The organism is Ornithinibacillus proteolyticus, assembly GCF_039581225.1.
In the GTDB taxonomy this organism is placed as follows: domain Bacteria; phylum Bacillota; class Bacilli; order Bacillales; family Amphibacillaceae; genus Ornithinibacillus; species Ornithinibacillus massiliensis.
Genome location: NZ_JBCPXV010000031.1, coordinates 25,761 through 43,106, shown reverse-complemented (window position 1 = coordinate 43,106; position 17,346 = coordinate 25,761). Strand labels below are relative to the sequence as shown.

Here is a 17,346-nt window from a genome sequence, read left to right as displayed (position 1 = left end):
TTTTCATTGAAAATGCCTCTATACTACTACCGCGCTCCGCTTGCTGGCCTCATCTTTGGTGTTGAAGTCGTAAGACTTCAACACCAAAGATGAGGTATATGTTCTCCCATAAACATTTTACTCTAACAACTATCTATTGCACTGGAGTTCTCTACCTTATGAAGCACATCTTTTGCTTCTTTCTATGGTATTCCCATACAATATAGATGACCATAACTTTATACGGGAGGAATTAATAATGGCAAAAGTAGCTTTTCTTCTAGCAAATGGATTTGAAGACTCAGAAATGAAAAATCCATATGAGGCAGTAAAAGAATCTGGACATGAGGCAGTAATTGTTGGGTTAGAAAAAGGTGTCGAATGTAACGGCAAGAAAGGTACCGTTTCATACACAGCAGATCTTGGCGCATCTGAAGTAAAGGCTGCGGATTTTGATGCGGTTGTGATCCCGGGTGGTGGAGCACCAGAAGCATTACGTGTTAATGATGATGTGGTTCGTTTTGTAAAAGAAGTTAACGAAGCAGGTAAGTTAATTGCTGGGATTTGTCATGGTCCACAAGTTATGATTAGTGCGGATATCCTTAAAGGAAAAGAAGCAACAAGCTACATCGGAATTCGCGATGATGTGAAGTTAGCAGGCGCTAACTATCACGATAAGGAAGTCGTAGTTAGTGAAAACCTAGTAACATCACGTACACCTGCAGATGAACCTGCATTTATTCGTGAGATATTAGCAAAATTAGCTTAATATAGTCATAAATATAGGGGACGGACAACTTAGTTTAATAAGTGTCCGTCCCTGATTGTTTTGCCTAGAAATCGAGTCAAACCTCTTACTCGTAAGGGGGCTGACTCTTTTTTTATGATATAGGGTATTCTTCGTACCAGTATCGGCCTTATTCACTTTCTTTATTACGATAAAACCATTTATGATAAAGATGTGATACATAGTACGTTAACCAGACGGTTATAAAACTCCAGTACCACGTCCACTTCTTGTACTTAATCAGATTCGTATACTTAACAGCAAATAATTCAAAACCTGCTATGACAGAGGTGTGGAAGAAATAATAAAGCATCTTAATATAAGCAGGGCGTTTTTCTGGATAATACAAATTAAATAAAGCGCATAGGGCAGGGTAGACAAAGTATTCAAATGTAAAGCTAGATTTAATGGCCTTTGAAAAAAATAGACGCTTAGGGTATATGATGAGCTTTTTCTCTACAACTAGTAAACCGAAAAGCCAAGTAATTATATGCTTAAATAAGAATGCTATTTGTGCTTCACGGATTCTTTTTTTAGGAACAAAAATAAGTAGTAATATAGCAGTAATACCCCATGCGGATAATTCAATGTTTCTATCCAGTTTCTTTTTCATTAATAAAGTCACCTCTACTTTAGGGTGACTAGATTTTTTAGTTTTATGTACTTTTTAGTCAGAAAATAGTAGTAGGGTAGAGTAATATCACCTAATTCTCTTTAAAATTGATTATTCATTAATCGTTATCCTCTTAGCGGGAGCGTAGATTCTAAAAGTGAGAATTGTATAGATATATGCTCCTCTATTATGCCTACGACAAGAAAAAAGATGCCTAATCCTTCAATAATAAACATGAAATTCGCAGCAAGCATATCAATTTTCTCATTTCGTAATACACCATGATAAATGGAATTGACCGATAATATTACACACGGCGAGAAAGCAAGAAGTTAATCTGTACTACTATCGCAATCCAACCTGGGAATTTGCATTATTTGTCATTAATGGTCTAATGAGCCTTAACTCAAATTCTTAAGGTACAAACCACTTTTACATACCTACTCTGCTCCGGAGATTCATTACGTATCAACGGCTCGTTTAGTAAAAAGTAGCTTTTTTTCTATTTGTAGATGAATTTTAGTATAATGGACAAATAAGTTGAAACTTCTTTTCCCTTTGTTTCACTTTACTTAAAGCAAGGAAATGAATGTATATAACGTGGTGAAAAGTAGTCATAAATCGGATACGCTAGCATCAAATTAGAATATGCGTGTATGATAAGGAAAGGGAGGCTAGGGGATGCGAAAGTTTTTGAAGTACTTGTTTATTACCGTGTTGGTCCTTATCGGTCTAGGATATGGTGTCTATTATGTTGGCATTAATCTAGCATCAGATAAATTGATGGAAGCTTTAACTTCACAATTAGAGAATAGCGGTGAATTGGATAAGATAAAAAGGGCAATAGAAAGTGATCCGGAATTACGAGCTTTTCTACAAGATGCTCAATCTGTTGATGAAAGTACATTGCCATTTACAACGAAGGAAGAAGCTGTCAGGCTTTTAGTGCAAAGAGTGGGTATATCGGGACTACAAGATATTCAAACGAAAGCAGAACAGGGCCTTATTACGAAGGATGAACTTATCCAAGAAATGGAACAGAAATTAACGGATAAAGAGATAATGGCATTAAAAGTAATAGCATATAAGGAACTATATCATTAGGTTTTGGTATAGTATAACATTCTCCCCTTCGATAAAATTGCTTTTCCTTTAGGATTATGCAATTATATAACATGATATTTGAAAATAAACTTACTGGAGACCTTAGAAGGTTTCTTTTTTTTACATGTATTAGGTAAAGAGGGAAGAAGCGCACCATGTTTACTGCCACGTATTCTTCTTATTCGATTGGTTTAAAATAGTGTATTAAGGGAGGAAGGCTATGAATCATGAAGACGAAAATATCATTCTCTTTCCGAAATGGGGAATGACCTTAAAGGAAGAGGGATTCCAAGCATTACAAGAGAAACGGTATCATGATGCCTTAACGAAATTGAATGAGTTGCTTCAATATCATATACATGATCATGAAGTGATAATTGGCAAATTAATGTGCTTAATGGAGTTAGGTCGCTATCAAGAGGCTGAAGAATTGTGCGAAAGCATGATTGAGAATAAACAAGATGAACACTATTTCCACTATGTACATATTTATTTAACGATATTGTTCCAAACGAATAAATATGATGTATTAATGGATTTGATCGAAGTGGAGTTAGCTTCGGAAAATCTACCTGCAATGTTACGAGAGCAGTTTATAGAGCTATATAACCTGAGTGAAAAAATGGAGTCAGATATAGTAGAAAAGCAGTCAACGATATTTATCGAAGAGCTACTGGAAGCTGTTTCCCTTTCGAACTATGAAAAACAGTGGCAAACCATAATAAGGCTACGTTCGATGGAAGCGGAGCTAGATAATAGGGTAATCCAATTATTAGGACAAAATGAGGTACATCCAGTGGTGAAAACCGCTATCTTCTGTTGGCTACAAGAACAACATGTTACAAAACAAGTTGATGTAGAAAAACAGGGCGTGAAAATTAATGTAAAACCTCATGATGTTCCAGAGATAGCAATACACCCTACCTTTAAAGGGACATTAGCCCACCTACATGAAGTGGAACAGGAGAACCCAACCTTATATCAGTTCTTACATCAGTTGCTCTATCGTTATTGTTATGTTCAATACCCGATTCTACCACCCGAATCCGACACAGAACTACTGGCGGAGAGCTTGAAGATGATAGGCTATCAAATAATGGATCAACAAGGTCTACCATCTATGCAAGATAAGGGGAAGATATTGTTGTATCGAGATGATATATTAACCAGTGAACAGTTATATTTATCTATCATTGAGGATTAAATCAAAACTTTAGCTTATGTCTTGAAAGGCTTAGTAATTATGTTATAATAAGATGGTTGCAATTTTAGAAAAGTGTTTATAAAAATACTTAAATGAATCTAATTAATGAAATTAAGTAGTTAATGGAAATAATAGATTTTTGGAGGGAAAAATATATGTCAGTAAAATGGGAAAAAAAAGAAGGAAATGAAGGAGTTTTAACTTTTGAAGTTTCTGCAGAAGAGTTTGAAACTGCTTTAGATAAAGCCTTCAAGAAAGTAGTAAAAACAGTTCAAGTTCCTGGGTTCCGTAAAGGTAAAATGCCTCGCCCAATTTTTGAAAAGCGCTTTGGTGTAGAAGCATTATACCAAGATGCAGTGGATATCGTATTACCTGAAGCATATACGAAAGCTGTTGAAGAATCTGGTATTGAGCCAATTGATCAACCGAGCATTGATATTGAACAAATCGAAAGAGGTCAAGCATTAGTCTTTACTGCTGATGTAACAGTTAAGCCTGAAGTTAAACTTGGCGACTATAAAGGTCTTGAAGTAGAAGAATTAGATACTACTGTAACAGATGAAGATGTGGATAACGAATTACAACAACTTAGAGAGCGTCATGCTGAACTAGTCGTAAAAGAAGAAGGTACTGTTGAAGAAGGCGACACTGTTGTAATGGATTTTGAAGGTTTCTTAGATGGTGAAGCTTTCGATGGCGGAAAAGGTGAAAACCATTCTCTTGAAATTGGTTCAGGTCAATTTATTCCTGGATTTGAAGAACAACTAGTTGGTAAAGAGGTTGGCGTGGAAACTGAAATCCAAGTAACATTCCCAGAGGATTACCATGCGGAAGATTTAGCTGGTAAAGAAGCTACTTTCAAAGTAACCATTCATGAAGTTAAATCAAAAGAACTTCCAGAGCTAGATGACGAGTTTGCTAAAGATGTCGATGATGAAGTGGAAACTCTAGAAGAGCTTAAAGCGAAAAAACGTGAAGAGCTTGAAACGGAGAAGAAACAATCTGCTGAAAATGCAAAACGTGAAGAATTAATTAACAAAGCTTCTGAAAATGCAGAAGTAGAAGTTCCAGAAGTAATGGTTGAAACAGAACTTGATCGTATGATGCGTGAATTTGAACAACGCCTACAGATGCAAGGGATGACATTAGACCTTTACTACCAATTCTCTGGTCAAGACGAGAATGCTTTAAAAGAGCAAATGCGTGAAGATGCTGGTAAACGTGTCAAAACTAATCTAACTCTTGAAGCTATTGTGAAAGCTGAAAACCTTGATGTAACAGAAGAGGATATAAAAGCTGAATTAGAAAACATGGCTTCTATGTATGGTGTAGACACAGAGCAACTAACACAAATGCTTGGTGGTAACACAGAGGCAATTAAAGAAGATCTATTATTCCGTAAAGCAATTGATTTCTTAGTGGATAATAGTAAAACAGTTGCATAATATAATAATGGACTGGTAATATACAACAAAAAACAAGGTGCGAAAATTCGTACCTTGTTTTTTTAAACAGAAAAGGATGTATATTCTAAGGATCCAAGATTCGTAAGCAAGCAACAAGTAAAACTTACCACATCTTTACACTTCGATAAATGGAGTACCTTGTACTTTTCTTGCTTTCGAGAATGGTTTTCTTTAGTAATTTTATGTGTAATTTAGTATGATAAGAAACAAAGCAGTCTAAGAATCAGTATCAATTTTATTAGGTATCGTGTCATATACTAAATAACACAGAAAAAAATAGGTTATCTGTAACATCGTAAGGAGAAAATAAAAGGTATATACTACTTAGAGAACAGAGCAAAGTGTATATTATTTTGTTTTCAAAACGCCATCTGATATGATATCTATTATAACTGAACGTTTTGTGTTATCGACCAGAAATTTTAGGGGTGAAAAATTAATGTTCAAATTTAATGAAGAAAAGGGACAGCTAAAATGTTCATTTTGTGGTAAGAGTCAAGAACAAGTACGAAAGTTAGTTGCTGGTCCTGGTGTTTATATATGTGATGAATGTATTGAATTATGTACTGAAATTGTAGAAGAAGAACTAGGTACGGAAGAGGAAATGGAATTCAAAGAGGTTCCAAAGCCTAAAGAGATTTGTGAAATCTTAGATGATTACGTAATCGGACAAAAACAGGCGAAGAAGAACTTGTCAGTAGCAGTATATAACCACTACAAACGTATCAATTCACCAAAGTCTACCGATGATGTTGAATTATCAAAAAGTAATATTGCAATGATCGGTCCTACTGGTAGTGGTAAAACATTACTTGCTCAAACTTTAGCTCGTATTCTTAATGTTCCATTTGCGATGGCAGATGCAACCTCTCTTACAGAAGCTGGATATGTTGGGGAAGATGTTGAGAACATTCTTCTAAAGCTAATCCAAGCTGCGGATTATGATATAGAAAAGGCCGAAAAAGGTATCATATACATTGATGAGATAGACAAGGTTGCTCGTAAATCAGAAAATCCTTCTATTACAAGAGATGTTTCTGGGGAAGGTGTACAGCAAGCTCTTCTAAAAATACTAGAAGGAACCGTTGCTAGTGTGCCCCCACAAGGTGGTCGTAAGCATCCACATCAAGAGTTTATCCAAATCGATACTACGAATATCTTATTTATTTGTGGTGGAGCATTTGATGGAATTGAACAAGTGATTAAGAGAAGACTTGGTAAGAAAGTTATTGGTTTCGGCGCTAATGAAAAACAAGAAGAATTAGATAAAGGCCAACTCCTTTCTAAAGTGTTACCAGAGGATTTACATCGTTATGGTCTAATTCCTGAATTCATTGGAAGACTTCCAGTGATCGGTAGCCTTGAACCATTGGATGAGGAAGCATTAATTGAAATTTTAACAAAGCCTAAGAACGCACTTGTTAAGCAATACGAAAAACTATTCCAAATCGATAATGTTGAACTAGAATTTGAAGAAGATGCACTAGTTGAAATTGCTAAAAAGGCAATCGAACGTAGTACAGGTGCTCGTGGATTACGTTCTATTCTAGAAACCATCATGTTAGATGTGATGTTTGAACTTCCATCAAGAGAAGATATTACGAAGTGTGTAATTACGAAAGATACAGTAATCAATGAGAATGGTAGTCCAAGACTATATTTCACAGATGGTACTGTAGCTGAAGGAATTACGGAGCTTCCAAAAGAAAGTGCGTAAGGTTTTAACATTCAGGTAAGAAGAGGCTGACTAGGATTCTTGTCCCAACCAGATGAACCATCTGAAGCGGAATGAAAGTCCCTAGTTAGTCTTTTTTATTTTCATGACAAGGAAAGAATTACCGAGACACGCAGAGGGTAAGCTAAATAATGTCACGGTCGTGCTCTTTTGTTTTACAAAGTTAATACACTTCTATAAACTTTAATATACATAAAATTTAATTCAATTTATTATTTGGAGGTACATACTAAGATGAATAATGATACAAAACAGGTTCCCCTCCTCCCGTTACGTGGTTTATTAGTCTTTCCAACGATGGTGTTACATCTTGATGTAGGTAGAGATAAGTCTGTTGCTGCAATAGAGAAAGCTATGGTAGATGACCAGATTATCTTCTTAGCTGCTCAAAAGAAAGTAAGTATCGATGAACCTAAGCCTAATGAAATATATCGTATTGGAACACTAGCGAAGATTAAGCAAATGTTAAAGCTTCCTAATGGAACATTTCGTGTGCTTGTTGAGGGCTTAAATCGAGGAGAAATAATTCGATTCATAGATGAGGATAATGAGTTTACAGTTGAGGTTCAGGAATTAGATGAGGTTTCTGGTGATTGGATAGAGGAAGAAGCTCTCATGCGAAATATCCAAAAGCAATTTGAGCAATATGTAAAAGTTTCTAGAAAAATTACGAAAGAAACCCTGGCGACGGTTAGTGATATAGAAGAGCCAGGAAGATTAGCAGATATTATTACCTCACACTTATCATTGAAATTAAAAGATAAACAAGAGCTACTAGAGATGGTTAACACGAAAGAACGATTACAGCATCTAATCAATTTAATTTCTAACGAAAAGAAAGTATTAGATCTGGAGAAAAAAATTGGGCAGCGTGTAAAATCCTCCATGGAGAAAACACAAAAGGAATACTATCTTCGTGAACAACTAAAGGCAATTCAACAAGAGCTCGGTGATAAGGATGGTAAATCTGGTGAGGTAAGTGATTTACGGGAAAAAATCGAGAAATCCAATATGCCTGAACGAATCATGGAGGTTGCTTTAAAAGAATTAGGGCGTTATGAAAAGGTTCCACAGTCATCTGGAGAGAGTTCTGTGATTCGAAACTATTTAGAGTGGCTGTTAGCATTGCCATGGACGGAAAAGTCTCAAGATACAATTGAGATTCCACGTGCACAAGAAATATTGGATAAAGATCATTACGGTCTTGATAAAGTTAAAGAACGGATATTAGAATACTTGGCAGTTCAAAAGTTAACTAATTCTATAAAAGGGCCTATTCTTTGTCTTGTTGGGCCACCGGGTGTTGGTAAAACATCTTTAGCAAAGTCCATCGCCAAATCGGTAAATCGCAACTTTGTGCGAATTTCTCTAGGTGGAGTTCGAGATGAAGCGGAAATCAGAGGACATAGAAGAACATACATTGGTGCGATGCCTGGGCGAATCATCCAAGGAATGCGCAAAGCAAAGACCATTAACCCAGTATTTTTATTAGATGAAATTGATAAAATGTCTAATGACTTTAGAGGAGATCCTTCCTCTGCTATGCTTGAAGTATTAGATCCAGAGCAGAACAGTAGCTTTAGTGATCATTATATTGAAGAGACATACGATTTATCGAATGTATTATTTATTGCTACAGCTAACTATGTTAATAACATTCCTGGACCATTATTAGACCGTATGGAGCTCATATCACTTTCCGGTTATACAGAGATGGAGAAGCTTTATATTGCCAAAGAGCATCTTTTCCCTAAACAATTGAAAGAGAATGGCTTGAAAAAAGGCAATCTCCAAGTTAGAGATGAAGCATTGCTCAAATTAATTCGTCTATATACTAGAGAAGCTGGTGTACGTACACTGGAGCGACAGATTGCTAAAGTATGCCGTAAAGCAGCAAAACTTATTGTATCGAACGAGAAAAAACGAGTGGTTGTAACAGAAAAGAGTTTAGAGGAGTTGCTCGGCAAACCGATTTTCCGATATGGTCAAATGGAAAAAGAAAACCAGATTGGAGCAGCAACCGGACTTGCGTATACTACGGTTGGTGGTGATACATTATCTATCGAAGTATCACATTATCCTGGAAAAGGTAAATTAACGCTGACAGGTAAGCTTGGTGATGTCATGCGTGAATCGGCTCAAGCTGCATTTAGCTATATCCGCTCTAGAGCAGAGGAGCTTGGCATCGAACAAGATTTTCATGAAAAGTATGATATTCACATTCATGTTCCTGAAGGTGCCACACCTAAGGACGGTCCTTCTGCAGGAATAACAATGGCAACGGCGCTCGTGTCAGCTCTATCGAACCGTGCCGTGAAAAAAGAAGTAGCCATGACAGGGGAAATTACATTAAGAGGACGTGTGCTTCCGATTGGTGGACTGAAAGAGAAGACGTTGAGTGCCCATCGGGCGGGTATCACGACAATTATCTTCCCAGAAGATAATAAAAAGGATTTAGATGATATTCCAGAAAGTGTAAGGAAAGAATTAACCTTTATCCCAGTAAATCATCTGGACCAAGTATTAAAGCATGCCCTAGTGGAGGAGAAAAATGAAAGTAACAAACGCTGAAATTGTAATTAGTGCCGTTAGTAAGAAACAATATCCAAATGATCAACTACCTGAAATTGCTCTAGCAGGCCGATCGAATGTTGGGAAATCATCGTTTATTAATAAGTTAATCAACCGCAAGAACCTAGCGCGAACATCATCAAAGCCAGGTAAAACACAAACATTGAACTTCTATCGTATCAATGACGCCTTTTATTTTGTCGATGTTCCTGGATACGGATATGCGAAGGTTTCCAAAACGGAACGTGAAAAATGGGGAGTCATGATGGAAGAATATTTCCAGACTCGTGAGACATTAAAGGCTGTATTACTAATAACCGATATTCGCCATGAACCAACTCGTGACGATATCCAAATGTATGAATTCTTAAAGCATTTTGATCTTCCTGTAGTGGTTGTTGCGACGAAATTAGATAAAATTCCAAAAGGGAAACGAGCACAACATATTAAACGAACCATTAATACGCTACAAATGGACAAAGGTGATCTCGTGTTACCTTTCTCAGCGGAAACTGGTGAAGGTAAGGATGAAGCTTGGGGAATTTTGAAGAAGTATTTATAGTGTAAATGTAATAAAAAGAAAATAGATGGAAAACCGAATGATACACATGCAGATGCCGTGCTCATCATTCGGTTTTTTTGTGAAAATTACTTTTGTGTCTAGCTCTTTTTAAGATGCAAGGGGCAAGCGTGTGAAGTTTACCAACCAATTGCATCCATCTTTTCCCTCACAGTAGCCTGCAAAATATTGGACATTTTGATGAATTCCTACTGCAAGACAGTATTATGAAGCAATTGTAAGAGATGAGTACATATATGCCTATAATGAGGTTAGTGCATCTTATATCAAAATTAATCTGATTATTTCCAATTCGATGTTCAATTTGTATCTTGTTATACTTTTGAAGTGGGAAGTGAGTGAATCATTTCAAAATAACAAGAGAGGGAGAAAATCGTTATACTATGAGAAAACTGAAAATTACACTTTTTTTCGCGTTTTTATTAGTTGTACTAGCTGCATGTGGGACAGAGGAGAGCCCTAATGAATCATCAGACAATCAAGCACATCATGAAGATCAAAACCGAAGTTCAGAATATGGATTATTAGAGGAAGGTAAGCTAATTTTTGCTGCTTCAGGTGAGTTCAAGCCGTTTAGTTATATGGAAGGTGCTGAAATGGTTGGTTATGATATTGCCGTAGCAGAAGCGATTGCTGAAAAACTTGGTCTAGAACCAGTAGCCCAAAAGGCTAAGTTTTCCGGAATCGTTACAGGAGTGAATGAAGGACGTTACGATATTGCGGTTGCGAGTCATACCATTACAGAAGAACGACTGGAAAAAGTTAACTTCTCCATACCGTATTATTATTCCGGTCCAGTTATTTATACAAGGCCAGATAGTGACATACAAACAGCTACAGACCTAAACGGCAAGGAAATATCTGTATCTAGGGGCTCAACCTATGTAGAAATAGCGCAGGAGTATACAGATAATATTCCACAAGTAGACAGTGATGTAGTGGCATTACAATCATTAGCATCCGGGCATCATGATGCTGTTATAACGGATGAAATCACAGGACAATCTGCAATTCAGAATGGTTTAGAAATTGAAAACCGTGGGCAATTAGGTGTCAGTGAGCAAGCTGTTGCTGTGAACAAGGATAATGATGCTTTGTTAGAAGCTATTAATGATGCACTTCAAGAATTAAAGGATAGTGGAGAGCTGGCTAATTTAGCCGAAGAATGGGTCGGTGTTGACATTACGCAAGAACCAGAAGAGTTAGAGTAATTCCCATCGAGTAAAATGATAAGGAGTTGGAACACTTGTCTCATTTTCTACAAGTATTTATTGATAGCTATCCTTTATTTCTTCAAGGGCTGAAGATAACCATCTATTTATCCATCGCATCGTTAGTAATTGCTTTTGTAATCGGGTTATTTTTTGCCATTCTTAAAATCTCCAACATTAGACCACTTCAATGGATTGCAGATGCGTATATTTGGGTGATAAGAGGTACGCCATTAATCGTTCAGATTTTCGTTCTATATTATGGCATTACAGAACTCATCTTAATTAATGCATTTTGGGCGGGTGCTATAGGGCTAGCCATCCATAGTGGTGCATATATTGCTGAGATTATTCGCGGAACGATTCAGTCGATTGATAAAGGTCAAATGGAAGCAGGGCGTTCCTTAGGGATGACCAAGCTACAAACAATGAGAAGAATCATTCTACCACAAGCATTTCGTCGAGCGATTCCTTCCCTTGGTAATCAATTTATCATTGGAATAAAAGATTCGTCATTAGTTTCCTTTATAGGAGCACAGGAGCTATTTGGAGTTTCCAGTTCCTTAGGATCAAACTCTTTTGATTTCCTAACATTCTATTCCATTGCTGCCGTCTATTATCTATTTATTGTGTTTATCCTAACGGCTGTAGTAAATAGGGTAGAAAAGAAATTAGCAAAAAGTGATTAAGGGAGGTAAACGAAATGGCTAGGAGAGAAATGGTTCGGGTGGAACGATTAAATAAATCATTTGGTGATTTACATGTATTGAAAGATGTTGATCTTACGGTAGAAGAAAGTGATGTTGTCGTATTAATTGGTGCCAGTGGCTCCGGTAAAAGCACATTGTTACGTTGCATCAATTTTCTTGAGTTAAAGGATGACGGCAAGATATTAGTGGAAGGGGTTCAGATTGAAAAAGATTCGCATGACTTAAATCATATTCGTCAACGGGTAGGGATGGTTTTTCAGCATTTTAATCTCTTTCCACATAAAACGGTATTAGAAAACATCATCGAGGCCCCAGTATTAGTTAAAAAACTTCCTAGGAAAACAGCAATAGAAGAGGCAAAAGTATTGCTTGATAAAGTAGGACTTGGTGATAAGTATGATGTCTATCCTTCAACATTATCAGGTGGACAGAAACAGCGTGTGGCAATTGCTCGATCCCTTGCAATGAAACCAGATGTGATGTTATTTGATGAACCAACCTCTGCATTAGACCCTGAGTTAGTGGGTGAAGTTCTCACAACGATGAAGGAGCTAGCGGATGAAGGAATGACCATGGTAGTTGTCACACACGAAATGGGCTTTGCTAGAGAAGTAGCGGACTGGGTCGTGTATATGCATGATGGAAAAATTGTAGAATACGGAAAACCAGATGAAATTTTTGAACAACCAAAGGAAGAACGAACGAGAGCATTCTTAAGTTCAACTATATAACAATAAAGGGTTCTCTTAGGAAAAGACCTAAGAAAACCCTTTTTATTTTTTCATTAGTAAGTATATCCCGATTACAACTAACACGATCGGCCAATAAACTTGTGCGAAATTCACTACATCATGTATCCAATTAAACCATGGTGGAATATTAACCGAAAAGATGAAAACACCAGATAGTAAAGTAAGAATAAGGCCCGGTAGTAAGCCTTTTTTTGTTTTGATATAACGAATCAAAAAGGCGATACCTATAATGAGAGGGTACATGGCCCAATGGTCAATCCAGAAGCTATAATGTCTAATTCCATGGAAATGTATTCCGAATCCTAATAAGAGCGTTCCGCTAAATAGTGAATTGTAATCCTTTACTTTGAAGCTATAGATTAGCATCGCAAGGCCAATAATAATTAGTATAGTCGGCCAAGAATAAAAGTCAGTAAAAATAGGCAACTTTAATTCTCTAAATAAAAAATATAAACCAATGCCAATTAGTAAGTAGGCTGTAAGGGTATTTTTATTTTTCATTTCCTCACCTTTCACGCATTTATATACTGTAAGTTGATTTCTTGATTCTTATAGTATGGTGTGTTAGAGTACATCTGAGTTTATCTTTATGATAGCATATATCTGTAAAACATACTTTCATAATCTGTTCACAAAACCAAAAAACGAAACGTTTGTACTGTGATATACTAGTTACAGTATGGAAATCTAGGTTGAATTTGAACCGCTATATTTTCGGAGGAGAGATACGGTGCATATTTTAAAAGTTGGTTTAAATTATAAAACAGCCCCTGTCGAAATTAGAGAAAAACTAACTTTCTCAGAAAACTCTCTTCAGGATGCTATGCAAGAATTAAAAACAAGAAAAAGTATATTAGAAAATGTTATCTTATCAACCTGTAATCGTACAGAGATCTATGCTGTAGTAGATCAACTACATACAGGGCGTTATTATATAAAGCAGTTTCTAGCTGAATGGTTTCATGTTGATAAAGAAGAGCTTTCCTCTTTTTTAAGAATAACAGAGGATGATGGGGCTTTAGAGCATTTATTTAGAGTTTCATCAGGACTTGATTCTATGGTGCTTGGGGAAACGCAAATACTTGGACAAGTTAAACAGGCATTCCTATCTTCACAAGAAGTAAAAGCTACAGGAACCATTTTTAACGAGTTATTTAAGCAGGCCATTACCTTTGCTAAACGAGCTCAAAAAGAAACGGCCATCGGTGAAAATGCCGTCTCGGTTAGCTATGCTGCTGTCGAATTAGCCAAGAAAATTTTTGGAACGCTGCAAGACAAACATGTCGTAATTGTTGGTGCTGGAGAGATGGGCGAACTTGCTGCTAAAAACTTACAAGGATCTGGTGCTACGAAAATAACGGTAGTAAACCGAACTTTGGAAAAGGCAAATATGCTAGCAGAACAGTTTCATGCACAAGCAGAACAGCTGGATAAATTAAGTGCAGTCTTAGAAAATACCGATATATTAATCAGTTCTACTGGATCAGATTCGTTTGTCATGACGCATGACATGATGGAACCAATTCAAAAGAAACGTAAAGGACGACCTTTATTTTTAGTAGATATTGCTGTTCCTAGAGATTTGGATCCTGAATTAGGAAAATTAGATAATGTATTTTTATATGATATTGATGATCTACAACATATCGTGGATGAGAATCTAGAAACACGTAAGAAAGCTGCAGAGCAAATTGAATTACAGCTAGAGAAAGAAATCATTACCTTTAAAGAATGGATGAAAACATTAGGTGTTGTTCCAGTAATTTCTGCATTAAGGAAAAAAGCACTCACCATTCAAGCAGAAACAATGAAAAGTATTGAGCGAAAGATGCCTGACTTAACGGACCGAGAGAAGAAGGTTTTAAGTAAGCATACGAAAAGTATTATTAATCAATTACTTAAGGATCCGATTACACAAGCAAAAGAACTAGCAGGATCAGATAATGCAAGTGAGGCGTTACAGCTATTTGTTGATATCTTTGGTATTGAAGAAGAAGTGAAAGAAGAGTTCGCCAAACAAGCAGTAAAAAATGATGAATTACTTCAATCATTAAAGAAAGAGATTCCATTAGCGAGTAAATTTGCGGAAGTAACGCAGTAAAGGGTTTGTCGTATGGTAGAGGTACGTTGGATCTATGAGGGAATACTATGTGTTTATGCATTAAGTCTGATATGTTATTTTATTGATTTTGTACAGCAAAACCGGAAGGCAAATGTATCTGCCTTCTGGTTACTTTGTATGGTTTGGCTCTTTCAAACCGTTTTTTTATTATCTACTGTTATAATAGAGAATCGTTTTCCTATTGCAACGTTAACCGATAGCTTATATTTTTACGCATGGGTATTAGTAACCTTTTCTGTACTAATGAATCGCTTATTTAAAACGTATTTCATGGTGTTTTTTATTAATTTATTTGGATTTTTTGTCTTACTGATGCATATATCGCTTGTCGCGAAAAACCAGGTGACAGAGAGTGGGATACAGCTTGTTGATGAAATATTAATTGCACATATTTCCTTGGCAATTATTTCATACGGTTTCTTTACCATTTCGTTTATATTCTCTCTTATGTATATTGTGCAATATCATTTCTTAAAAGAAAAGAAAGCGATAAAATGGGTATGGAAATTAGGGGACTTAAACCGATTAGAGCGTTATACGTTTCGTACGATCACCATTGGTGTCCCATTATTATTAATTGGAATTATTTTAGGATTTGCGTGGGCATATACCGAGGATGTTGAATTTTATTGGTTTGATTTAAAAACAATAGGGTCGATACTGGTTTTGGGTATCTATATCACGTATTTACTACTACGAGTTGTACGGCGAATGGCAGGAAAATCTCTTGCTACCTACAATGCTTTTGCATTCTTAATATTGATTATTAACTTCTTTTTATTTACTAGGCTCTCAAATTTTCACATTTAACTAGGAGGATTACTATGCGTAAAATAATCGTTGGATCAAGACAGAGCAACCTTGCCCTAACTCAGACGAATTGGGTGATTAATGAGCTGAAAAAGGCAGGAGTGGAGAACGAGTTTGAGGTTAAAAAGATTGTAACAAAAGGAGATAAAATCCTGGATGTCACACTGTCTAAAGTTGGTGGTAAAGGATTATTCGTCAAGGAAATTGAAAAAGCGCTATATGATAAGGAAATTGATTTTGCAGTTCATAGCATGAAAGATATGCCTGCTTCCTTACCAGAAGGCTTAATTATCTCCGCTATTCCAGTTAGGGAAGATCACCGGGATGCCCTTATATCGAAAAATCAAGTTCCATTAAGAGAGTTACCAGAAGGAGCAGTAGTTGGTACGAGTAGTCTTCGCCGTGCTGCGCAAATACTTGCTGAAAGACCGGATCTTGAAATTAAATGGATTCGTGGAAATATAGAAACGAGAATTCGTAAATTACAAGAAGAAGACTACGATGCCATTATCTTAGCTGTCTCCGGATTAAAGCGTGTCGGCTTAAATGAGGATCTGATTACAGAGTACTTAGAACCAGACGTTTGTGTGCCTGCGGTAGGTCAAGGGGCACTTGCTATTGAAAGCCGTGAAGATGACCAAGAATTAAATGATATACTAGCAAAAATAAATGATGCATATACCGTTAAAACCGTGACTGCTGAAAGGACTTATTTGAATTTATTAGAAGGTGGCTGCCAAATTCCAATCGGTGGATTCGCTCATTTAGAAAATGAAGATGTCGTCCTAAACGCCCTTGTTGGTACACCAGATGGTAAAACCATTCTTAAAGAAGTCGTACGAGGTACAGACCCGGTACAGGTTGGAAAAGAAGCGGCAGAGAAGTTGTTACAACTAGGAGCAAAAGATATTATTGAACGAGTAAAAGAGGAGTTAGATCAGTAATGCTTCCATTAGCAGGGAAGAACGTATTGGTTACAAGGGAAGCGAGTTTGGCAAAAAAATTTACCAATCAACTCCTTGATAATGGGGCTAACGTATATGAGGTACCTTTATTAAAGATTACCAGTAGAAGCGCAGTAGAAGTCGTTCAAAGACTGCAGAATATGGATACGTTAGAATGGATTTTTTTCACGAGTGTGAATGGTGTGGAATGTTTTTTTTCTATCCTAGAAGAAGCGCACCTAACATTGGATAATGTGAAATTTGCTGTTGTAGGAAAAAAAACGGCAACAGTTCTAGCTAACTATGGATATAAGCCCGATTTTGTCCCGTCTATTTACGATGGTGAAAATTTAGTAAAAGAGTTTTTAGAAAAATATCAGGAAATTAAACAAGTCTTATTAGTTCAAGGTAATAGATCTAGAGATGTTGTTGCGAAGGGTTTATCGAAGGCTGGTGTTCTACACCAATCCTTGGTCGTCTATGATACTAATTATAATTTTGCTGTTGAAACTAAATTAAGACAGGTGCTAGAGAACGTAGCATTTGATTTTATTACATTTACTAGTCCATCTACGGTCGAAGCTTTTACAACGTTTTCTACTAGGACGTTACCAGAGTATACGAAAACTGTTTGTATTGGAAGGACAACAGAAGCAAGGGCGAGACAGCTTGGCCTTAAGAATATTATTACTCCAGAAACCTATACGATTGAGTCTATGATCGAAGTAATGTGTAATGAATAAAAGAGAGGATTGAGA

The 17,346-nt window shown here is 36.5% G+C and carries 16 protein-coding genes; 14 read left to right on the top strand and 2 right to left on the bottom strand.

Annotated elements, in window-relative coordinates; genetic code table 11:
* Positions 1 to 238 precede the first annotated feature (238 nt).
* Positions 239 to 748: a type 1 glutamine amidotransferase domain-containing protein gene (locus AAIB49_RS14125; protein ID WP_343458381.1), complete on the top strand. Its 510-nt coding sequence runs from the start codon at positions 239 to 241 to the stop codon at positions 746 to 748.
* Positions 749 to 896: 148 nt separating this feature from the next.
* On the opposite strand, the gene AAIB49_RS14120 is transcribed toward AAIB49_RS14125, so the two are convergent.
* Entirely contained in the window at positions 897 to 1,379 is a 483-nt protein-coding gene (locus AAIB49_RS14120) for a CBO0543 family protein (protein WP_339214453.1), read from the bottom strand.
* Between the two features lie 681 nt (positions 1,380 to 2,060).
* Here AAIB49_RS14120 and AAIB49_RS14115 point away from each other — a divergent pair.
* The 9 genes from AAIB49_RS14115 (at position 2,061) to AAIB49_RS14075 (ending at position 12,691) form a co-directional block, all read left to right on the top strand.
* Entirely contained in the window at positions 2,061 to 2,483 is a 423-nt protein-coding gene (locus AAIB49_RS14115; RefSeq protein WP_343458380.1) for a hypothetical protein, read from the top strand.
* Between the two features lie 220 nt (positions 2,484 to 2,703).
* Positions 2,704 to 3,687 (top strand): tetratricopeptide repeat protein, encoded by a 984-nt coding sequence (locus tag AAIB49_RS14110; protein WP_343458379.1) that lies wholly within the window; start codon positions 2,704 to 2,706, stop codon positions 3,685 to 3,687.
* 155 nt (positions 3,688 to 3,842) lie between these two features.
* Positions 3,843 to 5,132 carry a trigger factor gene (tig, locus tag AAIB49_RS14105; RefSeq protein WP_339214458.1) on the top strand — a complete coding sequence of 430 codons (1,290 nt, stop codon included), beginning with the start codon at positions 3,843 to 3,845 and terminating at the stop codon, positions 5,130 to 5,132.
* A 460-nt stretch (positions 5,133 to 5,592) separates the two neighbouring features.
* Positions 5,593 to 6,870 (top strand): ATP-dependent protease ATP-binding subunit ClpX, encoded by a 1,278-nt coding sequence (gene clpX, locus AAIB49_RS14100; protein ID WP_339214460.1) that lies wholly within the window; start codon positions 5,593 to 5,595, stop codon positions 6,868 to 6,870.
* A gap of 252 nt (positions 6,871 to 7,122) precedes the next feature.
* Positions 7,123 to 9,459, top strand: coding sequence for an endopeptidase La (gene lon, locus AAIB49_RS14095; RefSeq protein WP_339214462.1), 2,337 nt, complete (start codon positions 7,123 to 7,125; stop codon positions 9,457 to 9,459).
* Positions 9,440 to 10,021, top strand: a complete 582-nt coding sequence (yihA, locus tag AAIB49_RS14090) for a ribosome biogenesis GTP-binding protein YihA/YsxC (RefSeq protein ID WP_343458378.1) — start codon at positions 9,440 to 9,442, stop codon at positions 10,019 to 10,021. The genes lon and yihA overlap by 20 nt, the downstream gene beginning before the upstream one ends.
* A gap of 401 nt (positions 10,022 to 10,422) precedes the next feature.
* Positions 10,423 to 11,250, top strand: coding sequence for a transporter substrate-binding domain-containing protein (locus tag AAIB49_RS14085; RefSeq protein WP_339214464.1), 828 nt, complete (start codon positions 10,423 to 10,425; stop codon positions 11,248 to 11,250).
* A gap of 26 nt (positions 11,251 to 11,276) precedes the next feature.
* Positions 11,277 to 11,939, top strand: coding sequence for an amino acid ABC transporter permease (locus AAIB49_RS14080; RefSeq protein ID WP_339214465.1), 663 nt, complete (start codon positions 11,277 to 11,279; stop codon positions 11,937 to 11,939).
* 14 nt (positions 11,940 to 11,953) lie between these two features.
* Positions 11,954 to 12,691 carry an amino acid ABC transporter ATP-binding protein gene (locus AAIB49_RS14075; RefSeq protein ID WP_339214466.1) on the top strand — a complete coding sequence of 246 codons (738 nt, stop codon included), beginning with the start codon at positions 11,954 to 11,956 and terminating at the stop codon, positions 12,689 to 12,691.
* A gap of 42 nt (positions 12,692 to 12,733) precedes the next feature.
* On the opposite strand, the gene AAIB49_RS14070 is transcribed toward AAIB49_RS14075, so the two are convergent.
* The gene (locus AAIB49_RS14070; protein WP_339214468.1) at positions 12,734 to 13,213 is read right to left on the bottom strand and encodes a LiaI-LiaF-like domain-containing protein; all 480 of its coding nucleotides are present in this window, start codon (positions 13,211 to 13,213) and stop codon (positions 12,734 to 12,736) included.
* Positions 13,214 to 13,442: 229 nt separating this feature from the next.
* Between AAIB49_RS14070 and hemA the strand changes: the two genes are divergently transcribed.
* From hemA to AAIB49_RS14050, 4 genes are read left to right on the top strand one after another with little or no spacing between them, the layout of a single operon-like run.
* Positions 13,443 to 14,813: a glutamyl-tRNA reductase gene (hemA, locus tag AAIB49_RS14065; protein ID WP_339214470.1), complete on the top strand. Its 1,371-nt coding sequence runs from the start codon at positions 13,443 to 13,445 to the stop codon at positions 14,811 to 14,813.
* Between the two features lie 12 nt (positions 14,814 to 14,825).
* A complete protein-coding gene (locus AAIB49_RS14060) occupies positions 14,826 to 15,644 on the top strand; it encodes a cytochrome C assembly family protein (protein ID WP_339214472.1) in 819 nt (272 codons plus the stop codon).
* Between the two features lie 14 nt (positions 15,645 to 15,658).
* Positions 15,659 to 16,588 carry a hydroxymethylbilane synthase gene (gene hemC, locus AAIB49_RS14055; RefSeq protein ID WP_339214474.1) on the top strand — a complete coding sequence of 310 codons (930 nt, stop codon included), beginning with the start codon at positions 15,659 to 15,661 and terminating at the stop codon, positions 16,586 to 16,588.
* A complete protein-coding gene (locus AAIB49_RS14050; RefSeq protein WP_339214475.1) occupies positions 16,588 to 17,331 on the top strand; it encodes a uroporphyrinogen-III synthase in 744 nt (247 codons plus the stop codon). Before hemC ends, AAIB49_RS14050 begins: the two co-directional genes overlap by 1 nt.
* Positions 17,332 to 17,346 lie beyond the last annotated feature (15 nt).

What these genes read in the sequence shown, in the direction of transcription:
- AAIB49_RS14125 (WP_343458381.1), top strand. Translation starts at nt 239, where the DNA reads ATGGCAAAAGTAGCTTTTCTTCTAGCAAATGGATTTGAAGACTCAGAA.
- AAIB49_RS14120 (WP_339214453.1), bottom strand. Translation starts at nt 1,379, where the DNA reads ATGAAAAAGAAACTGGATAGAAACATTGAATTATCCGCATGGGGTATT.
- AAIB49_RS14115 (WP_343458380.1), top strand. Translation starts at nt 2,061, where the DNA reads ATGCGAAAGTTTTTGAAGTACTTGTTTATTACCGTGTTGGTCCTTATC.
- AAIB49_RS14110 (WP_343458379.1), top strand. Translation starts at nt 2,704, where the DNA reads ATGAATCATGAAGACGAAAATATCATTCTCTTTCCGAAATGGGGAATG.
- tig (WP_339214458.1), top strand. Translation starts at nt 3,843, where the DNA reads ATGTCAGTAAAATGGGAAAAAAAAGAAGGAAATGAAGGAGTTTTAACT.
- clpX (WP_339214460.1), top strand. Translation starts at nt 5,593, where the DNA reads ATGTTCAAATTTAATGAAGAAAAGGGACAGCTAAAATGTTCATTTTGT.
- lon (WP_339214462.1), top strand. Translation starts at nt 7,123, where the DNA reads ATGAATAATGATACAAAACAGGTTCCCCTCCTCCCGTTACGTGGTTTA.
- yihA (WP_343458378.1), top strand. Translation starts at nt 9,440, where the DNA reads ATGAAAGTAACAAACGCTGAAATTGTAATTAGTGCCGTTAGTAAGAAA.
- AAIB49_RS14085 (WP_339214464.1), top strand. Translation starts at nt 10,423, where the DNA reads ATGAGAAAACTGAAAATTACACTTTTTTTCGCGTTTTTATTAGTTGTA.
- AAIB49_RS14075 (WP_339214466.1), top strand. Translation starts at nt 11,954, where the DNA reads ATGGCTAGGAGAGAAATGGTTCGGGTGGAACGATTAAATAAATCATTT.
- AAIB49_RS14070 (WP_339214468.1), bottom strand. Translation starts at nt 13,213, where the DNA reads ATGAAAAATAAAAATACCCTTACAGCCTACTTACTAATTGGCATTGGT.
- AAIB49_RS14060 (WP_339214472.1), top strand. Translation starts at nt 14,826, where the DNA reads ATGGTAGAGGTACGTTGGATCTATGAGGGAATACTATGTGTTTATGCA.
- hemC (WP_339214474.1), top strand. Translation starts at nt 15,659, where the DNA reads ATGCGTAAAATAATCGTTGGATCAAGACAGAGCAACCTTGCCCTAACT.
- AAIB49_RS14050 (WP_339214475.1), top strand. Translation starts at nt 16,588, where the DNA reads ATGCTTCCATTAGCAGGGAAGAACGTATTGGTTACAAGGGAAGCGAGT.